The organism is Vibrio sp. QJM3NY_35 (assembly GCF_057785915.1).
This window is the reverse complement of sequence record NZ_CM173507.1, coordinates 2,188,721-2,204,987: the sequence shown is the minus strand read 5'-3', so window position 1 is coordinate 2,204,987 and position 16,267 is coordinate 2,188,721. Positions and strand designations below refer to the sequence as shown.

Here is a 16,267-nt window from a genome sequence, read left to right as displayed (position 1 = left end):
CCTAAGTCTAGCGTTCTGCAATTGTTCTAACTCCCTTTGTGCAATCCACTTAATATACTTCGTGTCTAGCCCTCTTTGACTTACTGATAAGACCACTCATACATTAGGGTTAATCTCAATAGAACTTGTTTGAAGTCACACGCATAAAACCACAATTAATGTATGGTAATGATATGACAGTAGTGTCTGCACACTGCTGAACGACTTATTAGTATTTTTGAGCGTGACTATTACGCAAACTGGAAGGTAGGACTCAATATGATTCAAATCGTTATTGATGGGAAATTTCGAATCGTCGAACAAGGACAAACCGTACTTGAAGCGGCAAATACATGTGGTTTAGAGATCCCATCTCTATGTGGTTTGAACAAAACAACTGATAAGATTCCATGCGATTTATGTGTCGTCGAGATTGATGGCGTGGGCATGAAGCGCTCGTGCGAGCTTGAAGTGTCTAATGGGCTGAATATTACCACTCAGTCAAAACAGTTAACGAACCATCGACAAGAAGCGTTGAATCGCATTATGACCGATCACTACGCTGACTGTGAGGCGCCATGCCAAACAGCCTGTCCTGCTGGGGTCGACATCCAATCTTACCTGCACCATATTGCTCAGAATGATCACATCAAAGCGATTGAAGTGATCAAAAAGACATTGCCAATGCCACTTTCAATTGGTCGTGTATGTCCTGCTTCCTGTGAAACCGAATGTCGTCGTAACTTGGTCGATGAATCCATCGCGATTCGCCAACTCAAACGACACGCTGCCGATGCGGATTTAGCGGCTCAAGAGAGCTACATGCCGGCTAAGAAACCGAATAAAGGCAAGAGTATTGCAATTGTCGGTAGTGGCCCTGGTGGCTTAACAGCAGGCTATTACCTATCTAACGAAGGCTATGATGTCAGTGTCTATGAGTCGATGCCGCAAGCGGGTGGTTGGTTGCGTTACGGTATCCCGGAATATCGCTTGCCTAAGTCGATTCTAGATAAAGAAATCGAGTTGATGTGTCGTAACGGGATGTCGGTAGAGTGCGACAAGAAGCTCGGTGTTGATTTTACTTTATCGGATTTAAGCAACGATTTTGATGCGGTTTGTTTAGCCGTTGGTGCATCACAAGCTGTCGAGATGAATTATCCCGGTAGCGAGCTTGGCGGCTGTTATCTAGGCGTCGATTACCTTAAAGATTACGTGACTGATCAGCAGTATGTCACAGGTAAAAAAGTTGCAGTGATCGGTGGTGGTAACACCGCGATTGATTGCGCTCGAACCGCAGTGCGTGATGGTGCGGATACCACGTTGATTTATCGTCGTACTCGAGATGAAATGCCTGCAGAAGATTACGAAATTGAAGAAGCTGAGCATGAGGGTGTGAAGTTCCACTTCTTGACTAACCCGGCCGAAAATATAGCTGATGACAATGGTCATGTATCTGAGATTCGATTAGAACGTATGGCGCTTGGTCCTGCTGACGCTTCTGGTCGTCGTAGCCCTAAACCAACGGGTGAGTTCTTTGTTGAAGCGTTCGATACGGTTATCGCTGCGGTGTCACAAAAGCCCGACCTAAGCTTCATGGATAACGAAGAGATTGATATCCCTCTAACTCGTTGGAATACCGCAGATGCTGATCCGCAAACCATGTATACCGGAACCGGAAATATTTTCAGTATTGGTGATTTCCGACGTGGTCCAGCAACAGCTGTCGAAGCCGTCGGCGATGGACGCATTGCAGCGCAGGCTATCGATCGTTTTTTCCACGGCGACATGGATAACATTCCGGCTAAACCATTTAACTCTAGAAAGCACAAGCAGCTCAAAGGGATCGATCCTGAGCAGTACAAATCTATTCAGCGCATAGCGCGTAAGATCATGCCAGAGCTAACTCCTGAGCAGCGCGAGCAAAGTTTTGAGGAAGTAGAAACAGGCTTTGATAATACCGATGCAATCGCTGAAGCTGCAAGATGTCTAGAGTGTGGCTGCCAAGCCAATACCGATTGCGACCTGCGAGACTACTCGACTGAATACAAGGCAACGCAAACACACCCAGAATACAAAATCGATGTGACTTCGAATGAGAGTTGGCAGGCAATTCGTGTAGAAGAAGCGAAGATCGGTTTAATTAGACAAAAATTCGCGGTTGATGATAGCTCTGAATTCATTATCTTTGATGCCAACCGCTGTATCAGTTGTGGCCAGTGTATCCAAGCCTGTCGAGAACAGAATGTTCATGGCGTTCTAAGCTTCATGAATCAATCGGATGGCAAACCTGCATCAAGACCGGAATGTCGTCCTAACTTTGGCGCAGACAAGACCTTAATGGGCGACTCAAACTGCGTTCAATGCGGATCGTGTATTCAGGCGTGTCCAACTGGTGCAATGGTTGATGCACGTGATAGAAAGCAGGGAGATACAGACGTACTCAAGAAAGTCGATACCATCTGCACCTACTGTGGTGTGGGCTGTAAACTGACCATGCATGTAGACGAAGCGAAGAACAAAATCCGTTATATCGAGGGCGGTGATTCTCCGGTCAACGAGGGCATGCTGTGTGTTAAGGGACGTTTCGGTTTCGACTTCGTCGGCAGTGATGCCCGCCTTACAACGCCGTTAATTCGTAAAGATGGCTGGCTACAACCCGCAAGTTGGGATGAAGCGATTAAATTGATCGCTGATAAATTTACTGCGATTAAACAAGGCTTTGGCAGCAATGCTCTAGCGGGTTTCTCATCGGCTAAAACCACCAACGAAGACAACTATGCTTTCCAAAAATTCATCCGCCGTGAGCTTGGAACCAACAACGTCGACCACTGCGCTCGTCTTTGCCACGCTTCAACCGTAACTGGGCTTGAAGCTTCTCTGGGCAGTGGAGCGATGACCAATGATATTCCGAGTATCAAGCACTCAGATGTGATCTTCATTATTGGATCAGACACCACGTCAGCGCACCCCATTATTGGTTCGCATATCAAGCAAGCGGTGAGACATGGTGGTGCTCGTCTTATTGTCGCCGATCCAAAAAGGATCGATATTGCCGATCATGCTGAACTTTACTTAGCGCATCGACCGGGTACTGACGTAATGTTGATCAACGGTGTGATGCAGCAAATCATCAAGCACGGTTGGTATGATCAAGATTATATCGAAGATCGAGTTGATGGCTTTGATACCTTGTTGCAAGAGGTGATGTCACCGAGCTATTCCTTGGATAAGGTCGAACTGGTTACTGGGGTGAAAGCGGAAGATATCTTCGCGATGGCGCGTTTGATTGGTACTGCAGAACGAACAGCGGTGTATTACTCGATGGGTATTACGCAACACACTACTGGGCATGACAACGTACGTTCAATCGCTAACCTGCAACTCTTGTGTGGCAACATCGGTATTGAAGGTGGTGGTATCAACCCGCTGCGTGGCCAATCGAATGTGCAGGGTGCATGCGATATGGGCGCGTTGCCAAATAATCTTCCCGGTTATCAGAAAGTGTATAACCCAATGGTTCGTCAAAAGTTTGCGATGGAGTGGGGCGTTACTGATCTACCCGCTGAAACGGGGTTAACGCTGACCGAGATTATTGATGGCGCGTGTCATCGAGATGTTCGTGGTCTGTACGTAATGGGCGAGAATCCAGTGCTGAGTGACCCGAACCAAGCGCATGTGATTGAAGGTCTTGAAGCGTTAGATTTCTTAGTAGTTCAAGATATTTTCTTAACCGAAACTGCTCAATATGCCGATGTGGTTCTTCCGTCTTGCTCGTTTGCTGAAAAGTCTGGTCACTTTACCAATACCGAGCGTCGTGTTCAGCGCATTAACCCGGCAGTATTGCCTCCAGGTGAAGCGAAAGAAGATTGGGTGATTATCCAAATGCTAGCCAACGCAATGGGCGGTGGTTGGGACTATAACACCGTTGCCGATGTCACCAATGAGATAGCACGTGTAACACCACAGTATGGTGGTTTACGTTGGGAGAACATTACGGTCAATGGCGTGCAATGGCCGAGTAATAAGAATAACCCTGATGGCACTCGTATCATGCACCAGACCCAATTTACCCGTGGGCGTGGTCAAATGGAGGCGATTCCGTTTAGATACGCTGCTGAACTACCGGATGAAGAGTATCCGTTAGTTCTAACGACAGGGCGTATCTTAGAGCAATTCCATACAGGCACTATGACGCGTAAAACCAAAGGCCTGGATAACTTAGCGGGGCCACGTGCAATGGTCAGTGTTCACGATGCTGAAGCGTTAGGAATCTCGAATGGTCAGATGCTCAAGGTGTCGACACGTCGTGGTGAAATAGAAATCGCGGCGTTTGTGACTAAGCGAATGCAAAAGGGTGTGGTGTTCATTCCATTCCATTTTGTTGAATCGCCGGTTAACCGTTTGACGACCACAGCGACCGATCCACACGCTAAGATCCCTGAGTTTAAGGTGGCGGCGGTGCGGATTGATCCAATTCGAGAGCCTGTAATTGAATCTACAGAGACTTAACCTAATCCGCTAATTTAACCGCAGATACTAAAAAGCCGCGTAACTCTCAGAGTTATGCGGCCTTTTTTATAAGCTCTATTAGGTATCAAGTGACCTAGTCAGCAAATCGCTTAGTTTGGAACAATCTCGTTACCGTGAACACCGAATTGCTTGGCAGCGTATGCAACGCGCTCTGCTGGTTTCGGGTATTCAGCCGGTGTACCAAGGTTCTCAATATGGTGCAATCGAGGCAATAAACCTGCTCCGTTCGCGATTTGGATAGCCAAACCTGGACGTGCGTTAAGCTCAAGTACCATTGGGCCTTCTTCTTGGTCTAGAACCATGTCAGTACCCATGTAACCAAGACCTGTCATTTCCCAAGCGCTTGAAGCTAGTGTTAGCAGTTTTTCCCAGTGTGGTACCTGAAGTAGCGCCAACTCTTTACCCGTATCTGGGTGGTGAGTTACTGGGTGGTCAAATTGAACCGCACGAACGGCTTTACCCGTCGCAATACAAATACCTACACCTACAGCGCCTTGGTGTAAGTTAGCCTTACCGTCGGAAGCCGAAGTAGATAAACGCATCATCGCCATCACAGGGTAGCCCTTGAATACGATGATTCGTACATCTGGCACACCTTCGTAACTGAAGCCATCAAAACACTCATCAAACTTGATGAGGTTTTCAACTACCGCAACATCGTTCTTACCACCAAGTGAGAAAAGACCGGCAAGAGCGTTACTTATGTGACGCTCTACGTCTTCTTCATTGATAGTAGAACCCGATGGCTTAGTGTAAACGCCGTCCTTGTGAGAAGTCACAACAAGGATTCCTTTACCGCCGCTGCCTTGAGCTGGCTTGATTACGAAACCCGGCCACTCTTTTACCATCTTGTGGATTGTTTTTACTTCAGCTTGATGACCAATAACGCCAATCAGTTTTGGCACAGTAGCGCCAGCCTGTTCAGCAATGATTTTAGTCTTAAGCTTGTCATCAACGAGTGGATACTTGGAACGATCATTGTAGCGACCAATATAACTATGGTTACGCTTGTTCATTCCCATTATGCCTTTGTCTTTCAACCTAAACGGTGAAGTAAACTGATCAAACATAACTTAGTCCTCCGCTAGCGGTTTAAAGCGACGAAGCTCGGTTAGACGGTATCCTGTGTAGTTACCTAGTAGCAAGATGGTCGCTAGAATAACAAGTTGTAAACCAATAAAGTTAAACGTTAAGTGCTGAATGAACGGGTTAGTCATGCCTAAGTAAACAAGAATCGCAGTAAATAGAGAACCACCACCTTGCAGCATTACTTCTTTCGCGCCTTCTTCTTCCCATAGGATAGACATACGTTCGATAGTCCAAGATAGGATAATCATTGGGAAGAACGTAATGGATAGACCTTCAGTCAGACCCACTTTAAACGCGACCACAGTGAATACAGAAATAATCATGATTACCGTGATGATTACGGCGGATATCCTGGCGACCAGTAGCAAGTTGAGTTTGGACAAGTAACTTCGAATAATCAGACCCGTACCTACGATAAGTAGGAAGCCGACAATACCCGTTACCAATTGTGTTTGCACAAAGGCTACGGCAATCAGTACTGGCATGAAGGTACCAGATGTTTTCAGACCGATGATGACACGGAGGAACACAACAATCAGAGCACCGATAGGAATCAGCATGATGGTTTTAAACATCGCTTGTTCTTCTAGCGGTAGGCTGTGAATCGATAGGTTCAATAGCTGGTCTGCAGATACCTTACTGTTGGTTGCTTCCGTTGGTGAAACCTCTTGAGCAATCATAGAGAAGTGAACTTTACTGTTCTGACCGCCAACAACATCCAGTAGAGAAACGTTTGATTCGTCCCAGATGAGTAGGTTTGGTTGAACTTGTTGTTCGCTTGATTCAGGAGAGAACAGAATCCACTGGTCGTTATCCCAGATCTGAATCATGTTTTGAATCGACTGACGGCGACGGCCGTCTTCTAGTTCGATAACACCAACGACTTTGTTGTGTATTTTCGCTGCTGAAAGTAGCTTGTGTATCGCTTCCACTTTGGTCATGTTATTCAGAATAAGCGCTGAGTTTTGGCTGTCTGGATCGTTAAGTGTTTTGATGAGCTCACGGGTAAAAGTGAGGTTGTCTGCAGAACGCTTTGTCGCTCTATCAATCAATGCAAAAGAAGCGGCTTCTTCAGGGCCGTCGAAGCTTGGCTGTGCGACTTCGCCTTCTGGCGGTATAGCATCAACTTTTGCTTGGTTGTCGACTAGGAATTGTGTTTTGTAGTAGATAGTTTGAGGGCCATCTGCGTATCGAATAGACCACTCTGCGCGGCGACCTGATTCGGTATTCAAGTAAGAGATACCATAACCTGGCGATGAAGCCGATTCGCCGATAAGTGTGTAGTTAGACTGAGTATGAGGAGCCGCTAAGGAAACTTTTGCTTCTTTGCCTACTGCGTTGAACTCGATGCGAGCTTCAACGTCCCAAACCTGTCTGGTTTCCCCTGGAGTCCAAGGTACACCGTAGGTCGTATGTCTGAACATACTCAGTGTTATACCTGCCACGATAAGCAGGAATATAGAGATATAAAATGGAATTCTTGACGTCATAGCTTACCCTACTATTGTTATTTAACTTCCGTTTGTACGTACTTTTTACTTACATCTACTAGCGCTATGTCTTTGATAAATTCGCGCCCTAGTAGTACAGGGTGACTCATTTGAGAGCGATCCGCCAATGTAAATTGCGCTTTTTCATGGATTTTTCCAACTTTCACCCATAATTCGATCACAGCTCGACGTTCTGCCTGATCATTGGTTGATTGACGGATTTTTACATAACGTACAACAGGCGCTTCAATCCATTTCTGGTCTTCTTCCGCTTGGGCTTTATCGTCTAGGTGGAATTTAACCCAGTTCTTGCCGTTACGTTCGAATTCTTTGATATCGACAGCGTTTAAAGAAGAGGTGGTTGCGCCTGTATCCACTCGTGCATCAAAGCTTTGCTTAATAGAGTCGATAGACACTTTTTCAATGCCGCCAAGGATAGTCGGTTGTGATGTAGGAGCGATAGGGGCCGCTGCAACTGCTACGGGTTCTTCTTCCTCTAGCTGTTCAATAACCTTGTGTTCCATGCTCGTTAGATGGACATCTAATTGGCTAGAAAGGGTAGTAATTTCGTCTTCTAAGCTTTCAATATAATCACTTTGATTGCTTAGTTGCAGTTCAAGATTTTGAACCTTATTTGCGATGTTTGTCTCTGAGCGGGCAATAGCATCGAGAGTTTCTTGGTGGTAGGCGGCACCGTTAGTCAGGGTACAACCAGAGAGCAAACCAACCGCCACAATCGGCGATAATCGCTTAAACATAAAAAAACCTTTGAGAATTAGAGAATAGTTCAGACTATTTAGAAGTTTAGCCCACAAAAAAGGATGCGTGAAGCATCCTATTGTAAGAGTCTGGTCATATTGAATCGCAATGTGAGCGCTACGCCAATTATTGCTATTTGAAATAGCTCACTTATTAAACATAAGTCAATTTTTGTTCAATTTGTGAGCTCAGGAAGAAAAGTTCATCGCGAAATCAACGGTGACTTTTTGACCATGGCAAGCCATTGTTTTGCTGTCTTATATAGGCTTGTGTTTTATTTACTCAATATGCCACTGCTTTGTGGGCAGAGATCCTATGGCTTTGTTGCTACCAAAATCGCACGTCTTGGCGCTGGGTGGCCTTCAACCGTTTTACTTGGATCGTTCGGATCTAGATAATCTGGAAGAGAGTTGTGCGTCATCCATTCTGTGGTGCGTTGTTCACCAATTGTCGTGACATTTTCATCAACGATACGTACGTCTTCAAAGCCAACTTGTTCCAGCCAGCGTTTCAGTGCGCGAGCTGAAGGGAAGAAGTACACGTTTCTCATCTGTGCGTAACGGTCAACAGGGACCAGTACCGCATTTTCATCGCCTTCAATTACTAAGGTTTCAAGAACCAGTTCACCGCCAGACACCAATTGGTCTTTTAGCTGAATCAAGTGGTCAAGTGGCGAACGACGGTGGTAAAGCACACCCATGCTGAATACTGTGTCGTAGGCTTCTAGCTTTGGCAGCTGCTCGATACCTAGAGGTAATAGGTGAGCACGTTGGTCATCGCCCATTAACTTACGAATTGCTTCAAACTGAACCAAGAATAGATGAGAAGGGTCGATACCAACCGTTAAGCGAGCACCTTCACCGAGCATGCGCCACATGTGGTAACCATTACCACAACCTACATCGAGAACCGAACGGTTTTTCAATGGGGAGATATGTGGAAGCACACGATCCCATTTCCAGTCACTACGCCACTCAGTATCGATATGAATATCGTGAACCGTATAAGGGCCTTTTCTCCATGGGTGGAACGTCTTTAATAAGCTTTCTAGCTTTTTAAGCTCACCTGTGTGAAATGGTGTTGAGCTGCCAATCGTCACTGAGTTCTTCAGGTCAACTTGGTCTGGTACACCTTGTGGAATCTTGTTTAGTGCACGTAACCAACGGTCGAAGTCACCGTGCTCTGCATTTTGCCAATCTGTCAGTTGCTGTGGCAGAACATTGAGCCACGGCTGAAGGCGAGTGTCTTGGGCAATAAGTTGATAAAAATTGGCAAAATTAAACATAGTTTTTCACTGAGTTAATAGGGGCAATAAACCCTAAAATAAAAATTAAATTTGTCATTTCCTACAGTGAGGATGACGTTCTAATACGAGCTGACCAGGTTTGTAGGCTACTTAATCGCGAACATTGAACCAAAGTTGAAACATTGGAACCAAACTTCGCTGCTTGAGAAGCCAATCTTATGAAATCGTTCTCTGTGAACAGGGATCGAGTCTGGGCGCATTACGTTTTCAATTGCACTGCGTTTCTGGCTGACTTCTAGTTCGCTGTATCCGTTAGCACGCTTGAAATCGTGGTGCAGATCGATAAGCAGTTCGTTTGAGCTTTCGTCTTCGAATACGTATTTTTCTGACAGGATTAAGATCCCGCCAGGGCGCAGGCCTGCATGAATTTTTTCAAGTAGAGCGTATCGATCGTCTGGCGACAGGAATTGCAGCGTGAAGTTAAGTACCACAACCGAAGCGTCTTTGATCTCCACTTCACGAATGTCGGCTTCAATCACCTCTACTGGTGTGTCACTGCGGTAAGCATTAACGTGCAATTTACAGCGCTCAACCATGGCTTCTGAGTTATCGATAGCGAAAATCGTGCAGCCTTCTTGCTGAATGTGACGACGCATAGAAAGTGTTGCCGCACCAAGCGAGCAGCCAAGGTCGTAAATATTTGAATGTGGCTTTACAAAGCGCTCAGCCAGCATGCCGATTGCAGAGATGATATTGCTATAGCCAGGCACCGAGCGTTGAATCATATCCGGAAATACTTCAGCAACCCTTGCATCAAAGGTGAAGTCTCCAATTTTATCAATAGGAGCGGAAAAGATATTGTCTGTGTTGCTCATGGCATTTTCTCTCGACAGTCAGCGTAATTGGCACAAAATTCATACCAAATAAAAGGGGACGTATTTTACGTAAAAAAAGCGCCACTGTCACGAAAACTGAGATTTAGCTCAAGGTTCGAAGTTGCTGATAGGTGATGGGTTAAAACATCGAGATTTGATTATTGCCTTGCTGAGCCGGAAACTGAGCCAGATCGGGTAATAATAATGATGTACTTTCAGACACTTGCTTTTGTAGTTGTTTATAAATTGCGATTGCAAGTTCGGGTGCGTGATTATTGTCTGGTGTGTGGATCATTAAATAGGGCTGCTTGCCTTCATTAAGCCAGTTTGGGATTTTGGCAAACCAAGGCTTAAAAAACTCAATATTAGGTTCTTGGTCTGGGTGACCAATAAATCGAATCATTGGGTTATTGGCGGTCGCAATGGCATGAACAGGAACACGGGGTTTTTTCTGGTGTGCATCGATCACCGCTTCTGTGGTTGGTGGCGCAGAAAAAACGGGGCGGCTGTCCATAATGATGCGATTGATGCCTTCCTCTACCAGCCATTGATTGAAGCGCTTTTCCGCATCGCCTTTATCAAAGAACCCCAAGTGGCGAACTTCGACGCCAAGCTGCATATCTTTTGGAAACAAGGTGCAAAATTTTTGTAGGGCAGGCAGCATGCTGGGTTCAAAGCTATGCGGTAGCTGAATCGTCCATTGGCCAATACGATCGTGCAGTGGCGACATAGTCATCAAGAACTCTTTGAGCTCTGCTTGGCAGTGTCTCAGTTGCTGCTGGTGGGTGATGAATTTGGGTAATTTGAAGGTGAACCTGAAATCATCGTGACTGGCGGCTTTCCAGTTATGAACGGTAGTCATACTTGGCGTAGCGTAAAAGGTCGTGTTGCCCTCAACGGTATGAAAAACTTGCGTGTACTTTTCTAAGCGTTCAGCAGGCTTTGTTCCTTTTCCGTAGAACTGACTTTGCCACTCAGAATGAGACCACATAGTTAATCCAAGTCTTAAAGGTAAATTTTCTGTTGTTATTACACGATCATCCATCTATTACACCGTTATTTATCACGCCATCAGTCATTACAAAAAATTTTTGGGTTGAAACGAAAATCTACTGTACGAGAGTTTTGCTGATTAAGGTACTTTCGAGATATAATTATCGCAATTTTTTCGGTTTTGATGAATCTTTGCGCACTTGATGGGCTAAAAAGCAGCAAAGCCAGATAAAACACAATAAATTCGAATGTGGAAGGTCGATTTTAAGCGAGTTTCCGCGTATAAATGTTCCTTTGCTCTGTTGTGTGGAATGACCACTGACAGCTTGGAAATTAGTAAATAATTAAGAGATTGGGAAATTCATTATGCGTACCCATTACTGTGGTAACCTGAACAAGTCCCTGGCGGGACAAACTGTAGAATTGTGCGGCTGGGTAAACCGTCGCCGTGATTTAGGCGGTCTTATCTTTATTGATATGCGTGATCGTGAAGGCATCGTTCAGGTTGTTGTCGATCCAGATATGAAAGATATCTTCCCGATCGCTAACCAACTGCGTAATGAATTCTGTATCAAGTTTACTGGTGAAGTACGTGTTCGTCCGGACAGCCAAGTAAATAAAGACATGGCTACTGGTGAAGTAGAACTTTACGCGACGGGTCTAGAGATCATCAACCGTTCAGAAGCACTTCCACTAGACTTCAATCAAACGAACTCTGAAGAGCAGCGTCTTAAGTACCGTTACATCGACCTTCGTCGTCCAGAAATGAGTGACCGTATCAAGCTTCGTGCACGTGCTTCTAGCTTCGTTCGTCGTTTCCTTGATGAGAACCTATTCCTAGACATCGAGACTCCAGTACTAACGAAAGCGACACCAGAAGGTGCTCGTGACTACCTAGTACCAAGCCGTGTTCACAAAGGTAGCTTCTACGCACTTCCTCAATCTCCTCAGCTGTTCAAGCAACTGCTGATGATGTCTGGTTTCGACCGTTACTACCAAATCGTTAAATGTTTCCGTGATGAAGATTTACGTGCTGACCGTCAGCCTGAATTTACTCAAATCGATATCGAAACATCTTTCATGACTTCTCAAGAAGTACGTAACGTGACTGAGAAGCTTGTTCACGATATGTGGAAAGAACTTCTAGATGTTGAACTAGGTCAATTCCCAGTAATGCCTTTCTCTGAAGCGATTCGTCGTTTCGGTTCTGATAAGCCAGATCTACGTAACCCACTAGAGCTAGTTGACGTTGCTGACTTGGTTAAAGACGTTGAGTTCAAAGTATTCTCTGGCCCAGCTAACGACGAAAAAGGTCGCGTAGCGGTTATTCGTGTTCCAGGTGGTGCTAAGCTAACTCGTAAGCAAATCGACGGTTACGCTGAACATGTAAACATCTACGGCGCGAAAGGCCTAGCTTGGATGAAGGTTAACGACCGTGCTGCAGGCATGGAAGGTATTCAATCTCCAGTTGCTAAGTTCCTAAGCGAAGACGTAATTAACGGTATTCTAGATCGCACTCAGGCTGAATCTGGCGATATCATTCTGTTCGGCGCAGACAAAGCGGGCATCGTTGCTGAAGCAATGGGCGCACTTCGTCTTAAACTAGGTACGGATCTAGAGCTAACAGACACATCTGCATGGGCTCCACTGTGGGTTGTTGACTTCCCAATGTTCGAAGAAGACGGCGAAGGTAACCTACACGCAATGCACCACCCATTCACATCACCACTAGGTGTGAACGCGGAAGAGCTTAAAGCGAACCCAGCAGCAGCAAATTCAGATGCATACGACATGGTAATCAACGGTTACGAAGTAGGCGGCGGTTCTGTACGTATTCACAACGCAGAAATGCAAACAGCGGTATTCGGTATCCTAGGTATCGAAGCACAAGAGCAACAAGAGAAGTTCGGCTTCCTACTTGAAGCGCTTAAGTACGGTACGCCACCACACGCTGGTCTAGCATTCGGTCTTGACCGTCTAGCAATGCTGCTTTGTGGTACTGAGAACATCCGTGACGTTATTGCATTCCCGAAAACAACAGCTGCAGCATGTCTACTAACAGACGCGCCAAGCCTAGCGAACCCGGCATCACTGGAAGAGCTAGCAATCGCAGTTAAATTGGCAGAGAAAAAAGAGCAAGCGTAAGCCTGTTATCTTTTCTTGTTGATGAAGAGATCCTAGTTGATAGAGAGCTCTTAATTCATTAGCCAGACCTGTCAGTAATTAGAAAGTGCCCGTTAATTTGACGGGCATTTTTTTTTGCGTTCGATATACTAAGCTCATAAAGCATGTATAAATAATCAGTATTTGAAATTATGTCTATTATCTTAGGGATTGACCCTGGCTCTCGTATTACCGGCTATGGCGTGATTCGTCAAAATGGTCGTCATCTATATTACTTAGGTAGCGGTTGTATTCGCACCTCTGAAAAAGAACTGCCGGGTCGACTTAAACAAATCTACGCCGGTGTGAGCGAAATCATCACTCAGTTCCAACCGGATGTGTTTGCGATAGAGCAGGTCTTCATGGCGAAGAATGCCGATTCGGCACTTAAGCTGGGACAAGCGCGTGGCAGTGCGATAGTGGCTGCGGTAAATGCTGATCTCCCCGTTCATGAATATGCGGCTCGTTTAATCAAGCAAGCGGTGACAGGTAATGGTGGTGCTGATAAGTCGATGGTTCAAAACATGGTGATGAGCATGCTTAAGTTACCTGCCAAACCACAGGCCGATGCTGCTGACGCTCTAGGCGTAGCGATCACTCACGCAAACACTAATAAAACCTTGATAGCACTGGCAGGCAAGGCGACAGGCGCGCGAAAAGGACGCTACCGTTAAGCACCATCCTCTTATCAGTTCTTAACGTATTACTTTCTCCGTTTATTCCATCGATGAGCTTTACGCCTCGTTTGGCTCATATCAAAACAATACGCTGCTAAATCATTGATGAAATGAGATCTTTCGAACAGAACCCAGATAATAACATTGCGTATCATTTAACATGTCATTAACATTGGTCGGAGGTCTTACAAGTTAATCAAGGATGATCACTGATGAACCCAATCAAGTTGTGGCGCGCGCTGTTTCTACCCAAAAGTAATGGATGGAATAGCAACGAAGTCAGACAAGCCGATATCTTATTACTTTTCACTTTTATCGCCTTCTTCGTGGGTGTCTATAGCTTAATCAAGTGGACCAAGCATGAAGAGCAACTGCTGGTGGCCACTTCCGTATTTCTTATCGCCTTTGAATTAGTCTCTGCGCTTTTATTACGCGTTACCCGCAAGCCTAGCTTGGCATTGAACTTTGGCTTTGTCGGCATGGCAGTACACGCGTTGAACATCATCTACCAAAGCGGTGGCGTGGTTGAGTCTACCCAGGCTTATTGGGTGCCGTTGTTAGTGGTTGCTTTTTTCCTGTCAGGAACTCGAATTGTCGCCCTTGTATGGAGTGGGTTAGTGATTGGCGTTTCATTGGTGATGACGTCGGCTCACCTTAACGGATTTGAATTTCCGCAGTTAGTACTTACTCCTGAAGCCGTGGTGGTTGAAACTTGGTCTGGTGTGATCATGCCTTTGGTGGTGATTTGCATCGCTCAAGCGTTTACGGCCAAACAAAAAGAGGTCGCGATTGAGATGGCGGAAGAAGCTATTTTGGAAAGTCAGCAGGTTGCCAACCAAGCGACTCAAAGTGAAGGGCGACTCTCGGTGGTACTCGACCAAGCGAATTCCAACTCTGAAAGCTTACAGGGTGTGTCTGTGCATCTAGACCAACAGTCGCGAGACTTACATTCTCAAGTTGAAGTACTGAACATCAACTGTGAATCCCAAGCGAGTGCGGCAGAACAGATGAGCCAACAATTGCATCAAATGACTCAAGGCATCGAAGAGTCCAACTCGTTTGTCGGTGAACTGAAAGAGCGCAGCGAAGCGGTCGGCGAGAAAGCTCAAAAGAGCTCTGAGTCATTAGAAGCTTCAACCAGTGCAATCACTCAGATCATTCAAAGTAATCAAGAGATCATGAAAGTCGCCGATTTGATTACTTCAGTCGCGGAACAAACCAACTTGTTAGCGTTAAATGCGGCCATAGAAGCGGCTCGCGCAGGAGAACAGGGAAGAGGATTTGCGGTCGTCGCCGACCAAGTGAGAGAGTTATCGGCGAAAAGCAGTCATTCCGCAATAGAAATTCGAACCTTGTTGGACCGCAGTAAAGACGAAGTGGAACATGGCCGAGCGATTATTGAAACCACGGCGAATGAGATGAACGGCATCATCTCGGAGGTGCAAACCATCTCGACTGACGTTAATCAGCTCACCAATATTATGGCGATGCAGATGAATTCTTTGAAAGAGCTCGATCTTGCGAGTTCAGAAGTGGCGCAAAGTGTCGCGGAAACTAAATCTGTCTCAGGCTTAGTGGCCAATTATGGTTCTGAACTCACAGGACATGTTACTTCTGTCAAAGAGCTGGTCGAAAGCTTAAATAACGTGGTTTCACAAGCCAAACAAGCGTAAATAAATCACCCGAATAAACACAAAGAACTGGATAAGCATCCAGTTCTTTTATATTCTGTCCCCCAAATTATATTCCATCAAGAGAGTGAATTGTGATCGGACGTCTACGCGGTACATTAATAGAAAAACAGCCACCAGAGTTATTAATTGAAGTGAGTGGTGTTGGCTATGAAGTTCAAATGCCAATGAGCTGTTTTTATGAATTACCAAACGTTGGCGAAGAGGCAATTATCTACACTCACTTTGTTGTTCGTGAAGATGCACAACTGCTTTACGGCTTTAACACAGTTAAAGAACGTGCGCTTTTCCGTGAAGTCATTAAGGCGAATGGTGTTGGCCCTAAGCTTGGCCTTGGTATCCTTTCTGGTATGACGGCGAGCCAGTTTGTTCAGAGTGTTGAACGTGAAGACATTTCTACGTTAGTGAAATTACCGGGTGTTGGTAAGAAAACGGCTGAGCGTTTGGTTGTTGAAATGAAAGACCGCCTGAAAGGTTGGGGCGCGGGTGACCTGTTTACTCCAGCGACAGATGCAGCTCCGATTGATTCTATGCCAACCGTTCACGACGCGGAAGAAGAAGCGGTAAGTGCACTACTTGCATTAGGCTATAAGCCGACTCAAGCTTCTAAGGTTGTTTCTCAAGTGGCTAAAGAAGGCATGACAAGCGAACAACTGATTCGTGATGCCTTGAAGTCGATGGTTTAATTAAAACCAACACTGAAATCGTGATGTAAGCTCCGTGCTGTATCGCGTTTATCTATAGCGAGTACTACCTCGTTAGAATATGCTTAGTA

General features: G+C 45.6%; 11 protein-coding genes. 5 read left to right on the top strand and 6 right to left on the bottom strand.

Annotated features, from left to right (window positions below; genetic code table 11):
- Window positions 1-258: 258 nt before the first annotated feature.
- On the top strand, window positions 259-4,488 hold the full coding sequence (fdhF, locus tag AC3CH3_RS09890; protein WP_488537064.1) for a formate dehydrogenase subunit alpha: 4,230 nt from the start codon (window positions 259-261) through the stop codon (window positions 4,486-4,488).
- 110 nt (window positions 4,489-4,598) lie between these two features.
- Here the strand turns inward: fdhF and AC3CH3_RS09885 are convergent, their stop codons facing one another.
- From AC3CH3_RS09885 to AC3CH3_RS09860, 6 genes are all read right to left on the bottom strand, one after another.
- Window positions 4,599-5,579, bottom strand: coding sequence for an alpha-L-glutamate ligase-like protein (locus AC3CH3_RS09885; RefSeq protein ID WP_026084277.1), 981 nt, complete (start codon window positions 5,577-5,579; stop codon window positions 4,599-4,601).
- 3 nt (window positions 5,580-5,582) lie between these two features.
- Entirely contained in the window at window positions 5,583-7,088 is a 1,506-nt protein-coding gene (locus AC3CH3_RS09880; protein WP_488537063.1) for an inactive transglutaminase family protein, read from the bottom strand.
- 17 nt (window positions 7,089-7,105) lie between these two features.
- A complete protein-coding gene (locus tag AC3CH3_RS09875; protein ID WP_029405339.1) occupies window positions 7,106-7,846 on the bottom strand; it encodes an ATP-dependent zinc protease family protein in 741 nt (246 codons plus the stop codon).
- A gap of 314 nt (window positions 7,847-8,160) precedes the next feature.
- Window positions 8,161-9,132 carry a tRNA 5-methoxyuridine(34)/uridine 5-oxyacetic acid(34) synthase CmoB gene (cmoB, locus tag AC3CH3_RS09870; protein WP_009846365.1) on the bottom strand — a complete coding sequence of 324 codons (972 nt, stop codon included), beginning with the start codon at window positions 9,130-9,132 and terminating at the stop codon, window positions 8,161-8,163.
- 107 nt (window positions 9,133-9,239) lie between these two features.
- Window positions 9,240-9,968 carry a carboxy-S-adenosyl-L-methionine synthase CmoA gene (cmoA, locus tag AC3CH3_RS09865; protein ID WP_019821021.1) on the bottom strand — a complete coding sequence of 243 codons (729 nt, stop codon included), beginning with the start codon at window positions 9,966-9,968 and terminating at the stop codon, window positions 9,240-9,242.
- Between the two features lie 139 nt (window positions 9,969-10,107).
- Window positions 10,108-11,013 carry a DUF72 domain-containing protein gene (locus AC3CH3_RS09860; protein WP_488537062.1) on the bottom strand — a complete coding sequence of 302 codons (906 nt, stop codon included), beginning with the start codon at window positions 11,011-11,013 and terminating at the stop codon, window positions 10,108-10,110.
- A 314-nt stretch (window positions 11,014-11,327) separates the two neighbouring features.
- Here AC3CH3_RS09860 and aspS point away from each other — a divergent pair, with 314 nt between their 5' ends.
- From aspS to ruvA, 4 genes are all read left to right on the top strand, one after another.
- Window positions 11,328-13,106, top strand: a complete 1,779-nt coding sequence (gene aspS, locus AC3CH3_RS09855; RefSeq protein WP_017062081.1) for an aspartate--tRNA ligase — start codon at window positions 11,328-11,330, stop codon at window positions 13,104-13,106.
- A gap of 170 nt (window positions 13,107-13,276) precedes the next feature.
- A complete protein-coding gene (gene ruvC / locus AC3CH3_RS09850) occupies window positions 13,277-13,798 on the top strand; it encodes a crossover junction endodeoxyribonuclease RuvC (protein WP_008219936.1) in 522 nt (173 codons plus the stop codon).
- Window positions 13,799-14,013: 215 nt separating this feature from the next.
- Complete coding sequence (locus AC3CH3_RS09845) at window positions 14,014-15,474, top strand: methyl-accepting chemotaxis protein (RefSeq protein ID WP_019821028.1); 1,461 nt, start codon at window positions 14,014-14,016, stop codon at window positions 15,472-15,474.
- Window positions 15,475-15,566: 92 nt separating this feature from the next.
- Window positions 15,567-16,178 (top strand): Holliday junction branch migration protein RuvA, encoded by a 612-nt coding sequence (gene ruvA / locus AC3CH3_RS09840; protein WP_008219934.1) that lies wholly within the window; start codon window positions 15,567-15,569, stop codon window positions 16,176-16,178.
- Window positions 16,179-16,267 lie beyond the last annotated feature (89 nt).

Excerpts from the sequence above, each read along its gene's own strand:
- fdhF (WP_488537064.1), top strand. The coding sequence starts at position 259 with ATGATTCAAATCGTTATTGATGGGAAATTTCGAATCGTCGAACAAGGA.
- AC3CH3_RS09885 (WP_026084277.1), bottom strand. The coding sequence starts at position 5,579 with ATGTTTGATCAGTTTACTTCACCGTTTAGGTTGAAAGACAAAGGCATA.
- AC3CH3_RS09880 (WP_488537063.1), bottom strand. The coding sequence starts at position 7,088 with ATGACGTCAAGAATTCCATTTTATATCTCTATATTCCTGCTTATCGTG.
- AC3CH3_RS09875 (WP_029405339.1), bottom strand. The coding sequence starts at position 7,846 with ATGTTTAAGCGATTATCGCCGATTGTGGCGGTTGGTTTGCTCTCTGGT.
- cmoB (WP_009846365.1), bottom strand. The coding sequence starts at position 9,132 with ATGTTTAATTTTGCCAATTTTTATCAACTTATTGCCCAAGACACTCGC.
- cmoA (WP_019821021.1), bottom strand. The coding sequence starts at position 9,968 with ATGAGCAACACAGACAATATCTTTTCCGCTCCTATTGATAAAATTGGA.
- AC3CH3_RS09860 (WP_488537062.1), bottom strand. The coding sequence starts at position 11,013 with ATGGATGATCGTGTAATAACAACAGAAAATTTACCTTTAAGACTTGGA.
- aspS (WP_017062081.1), top strand. The coding sequence starts at position 11,328 with ATGCGTACCCATTACTGTGGTAACCTGAACAAGTCCCTGGCGGGACAA.
- ruvC (WP_008219936.1), top strand. The coding sequence starts at position 13,277 with ATGTCTATTATCTTAGGGATTGACCCTGGCTCTCGTATTACCGGCTAT.
- AC3CH3_RS09845 (WP_019821028.1), top strand. The coding sequence starts at position 14,014 with ATGAACCCAATCAAGTTGTGGCGCGCGCTGTTTCTACCCAAAAGTAAT.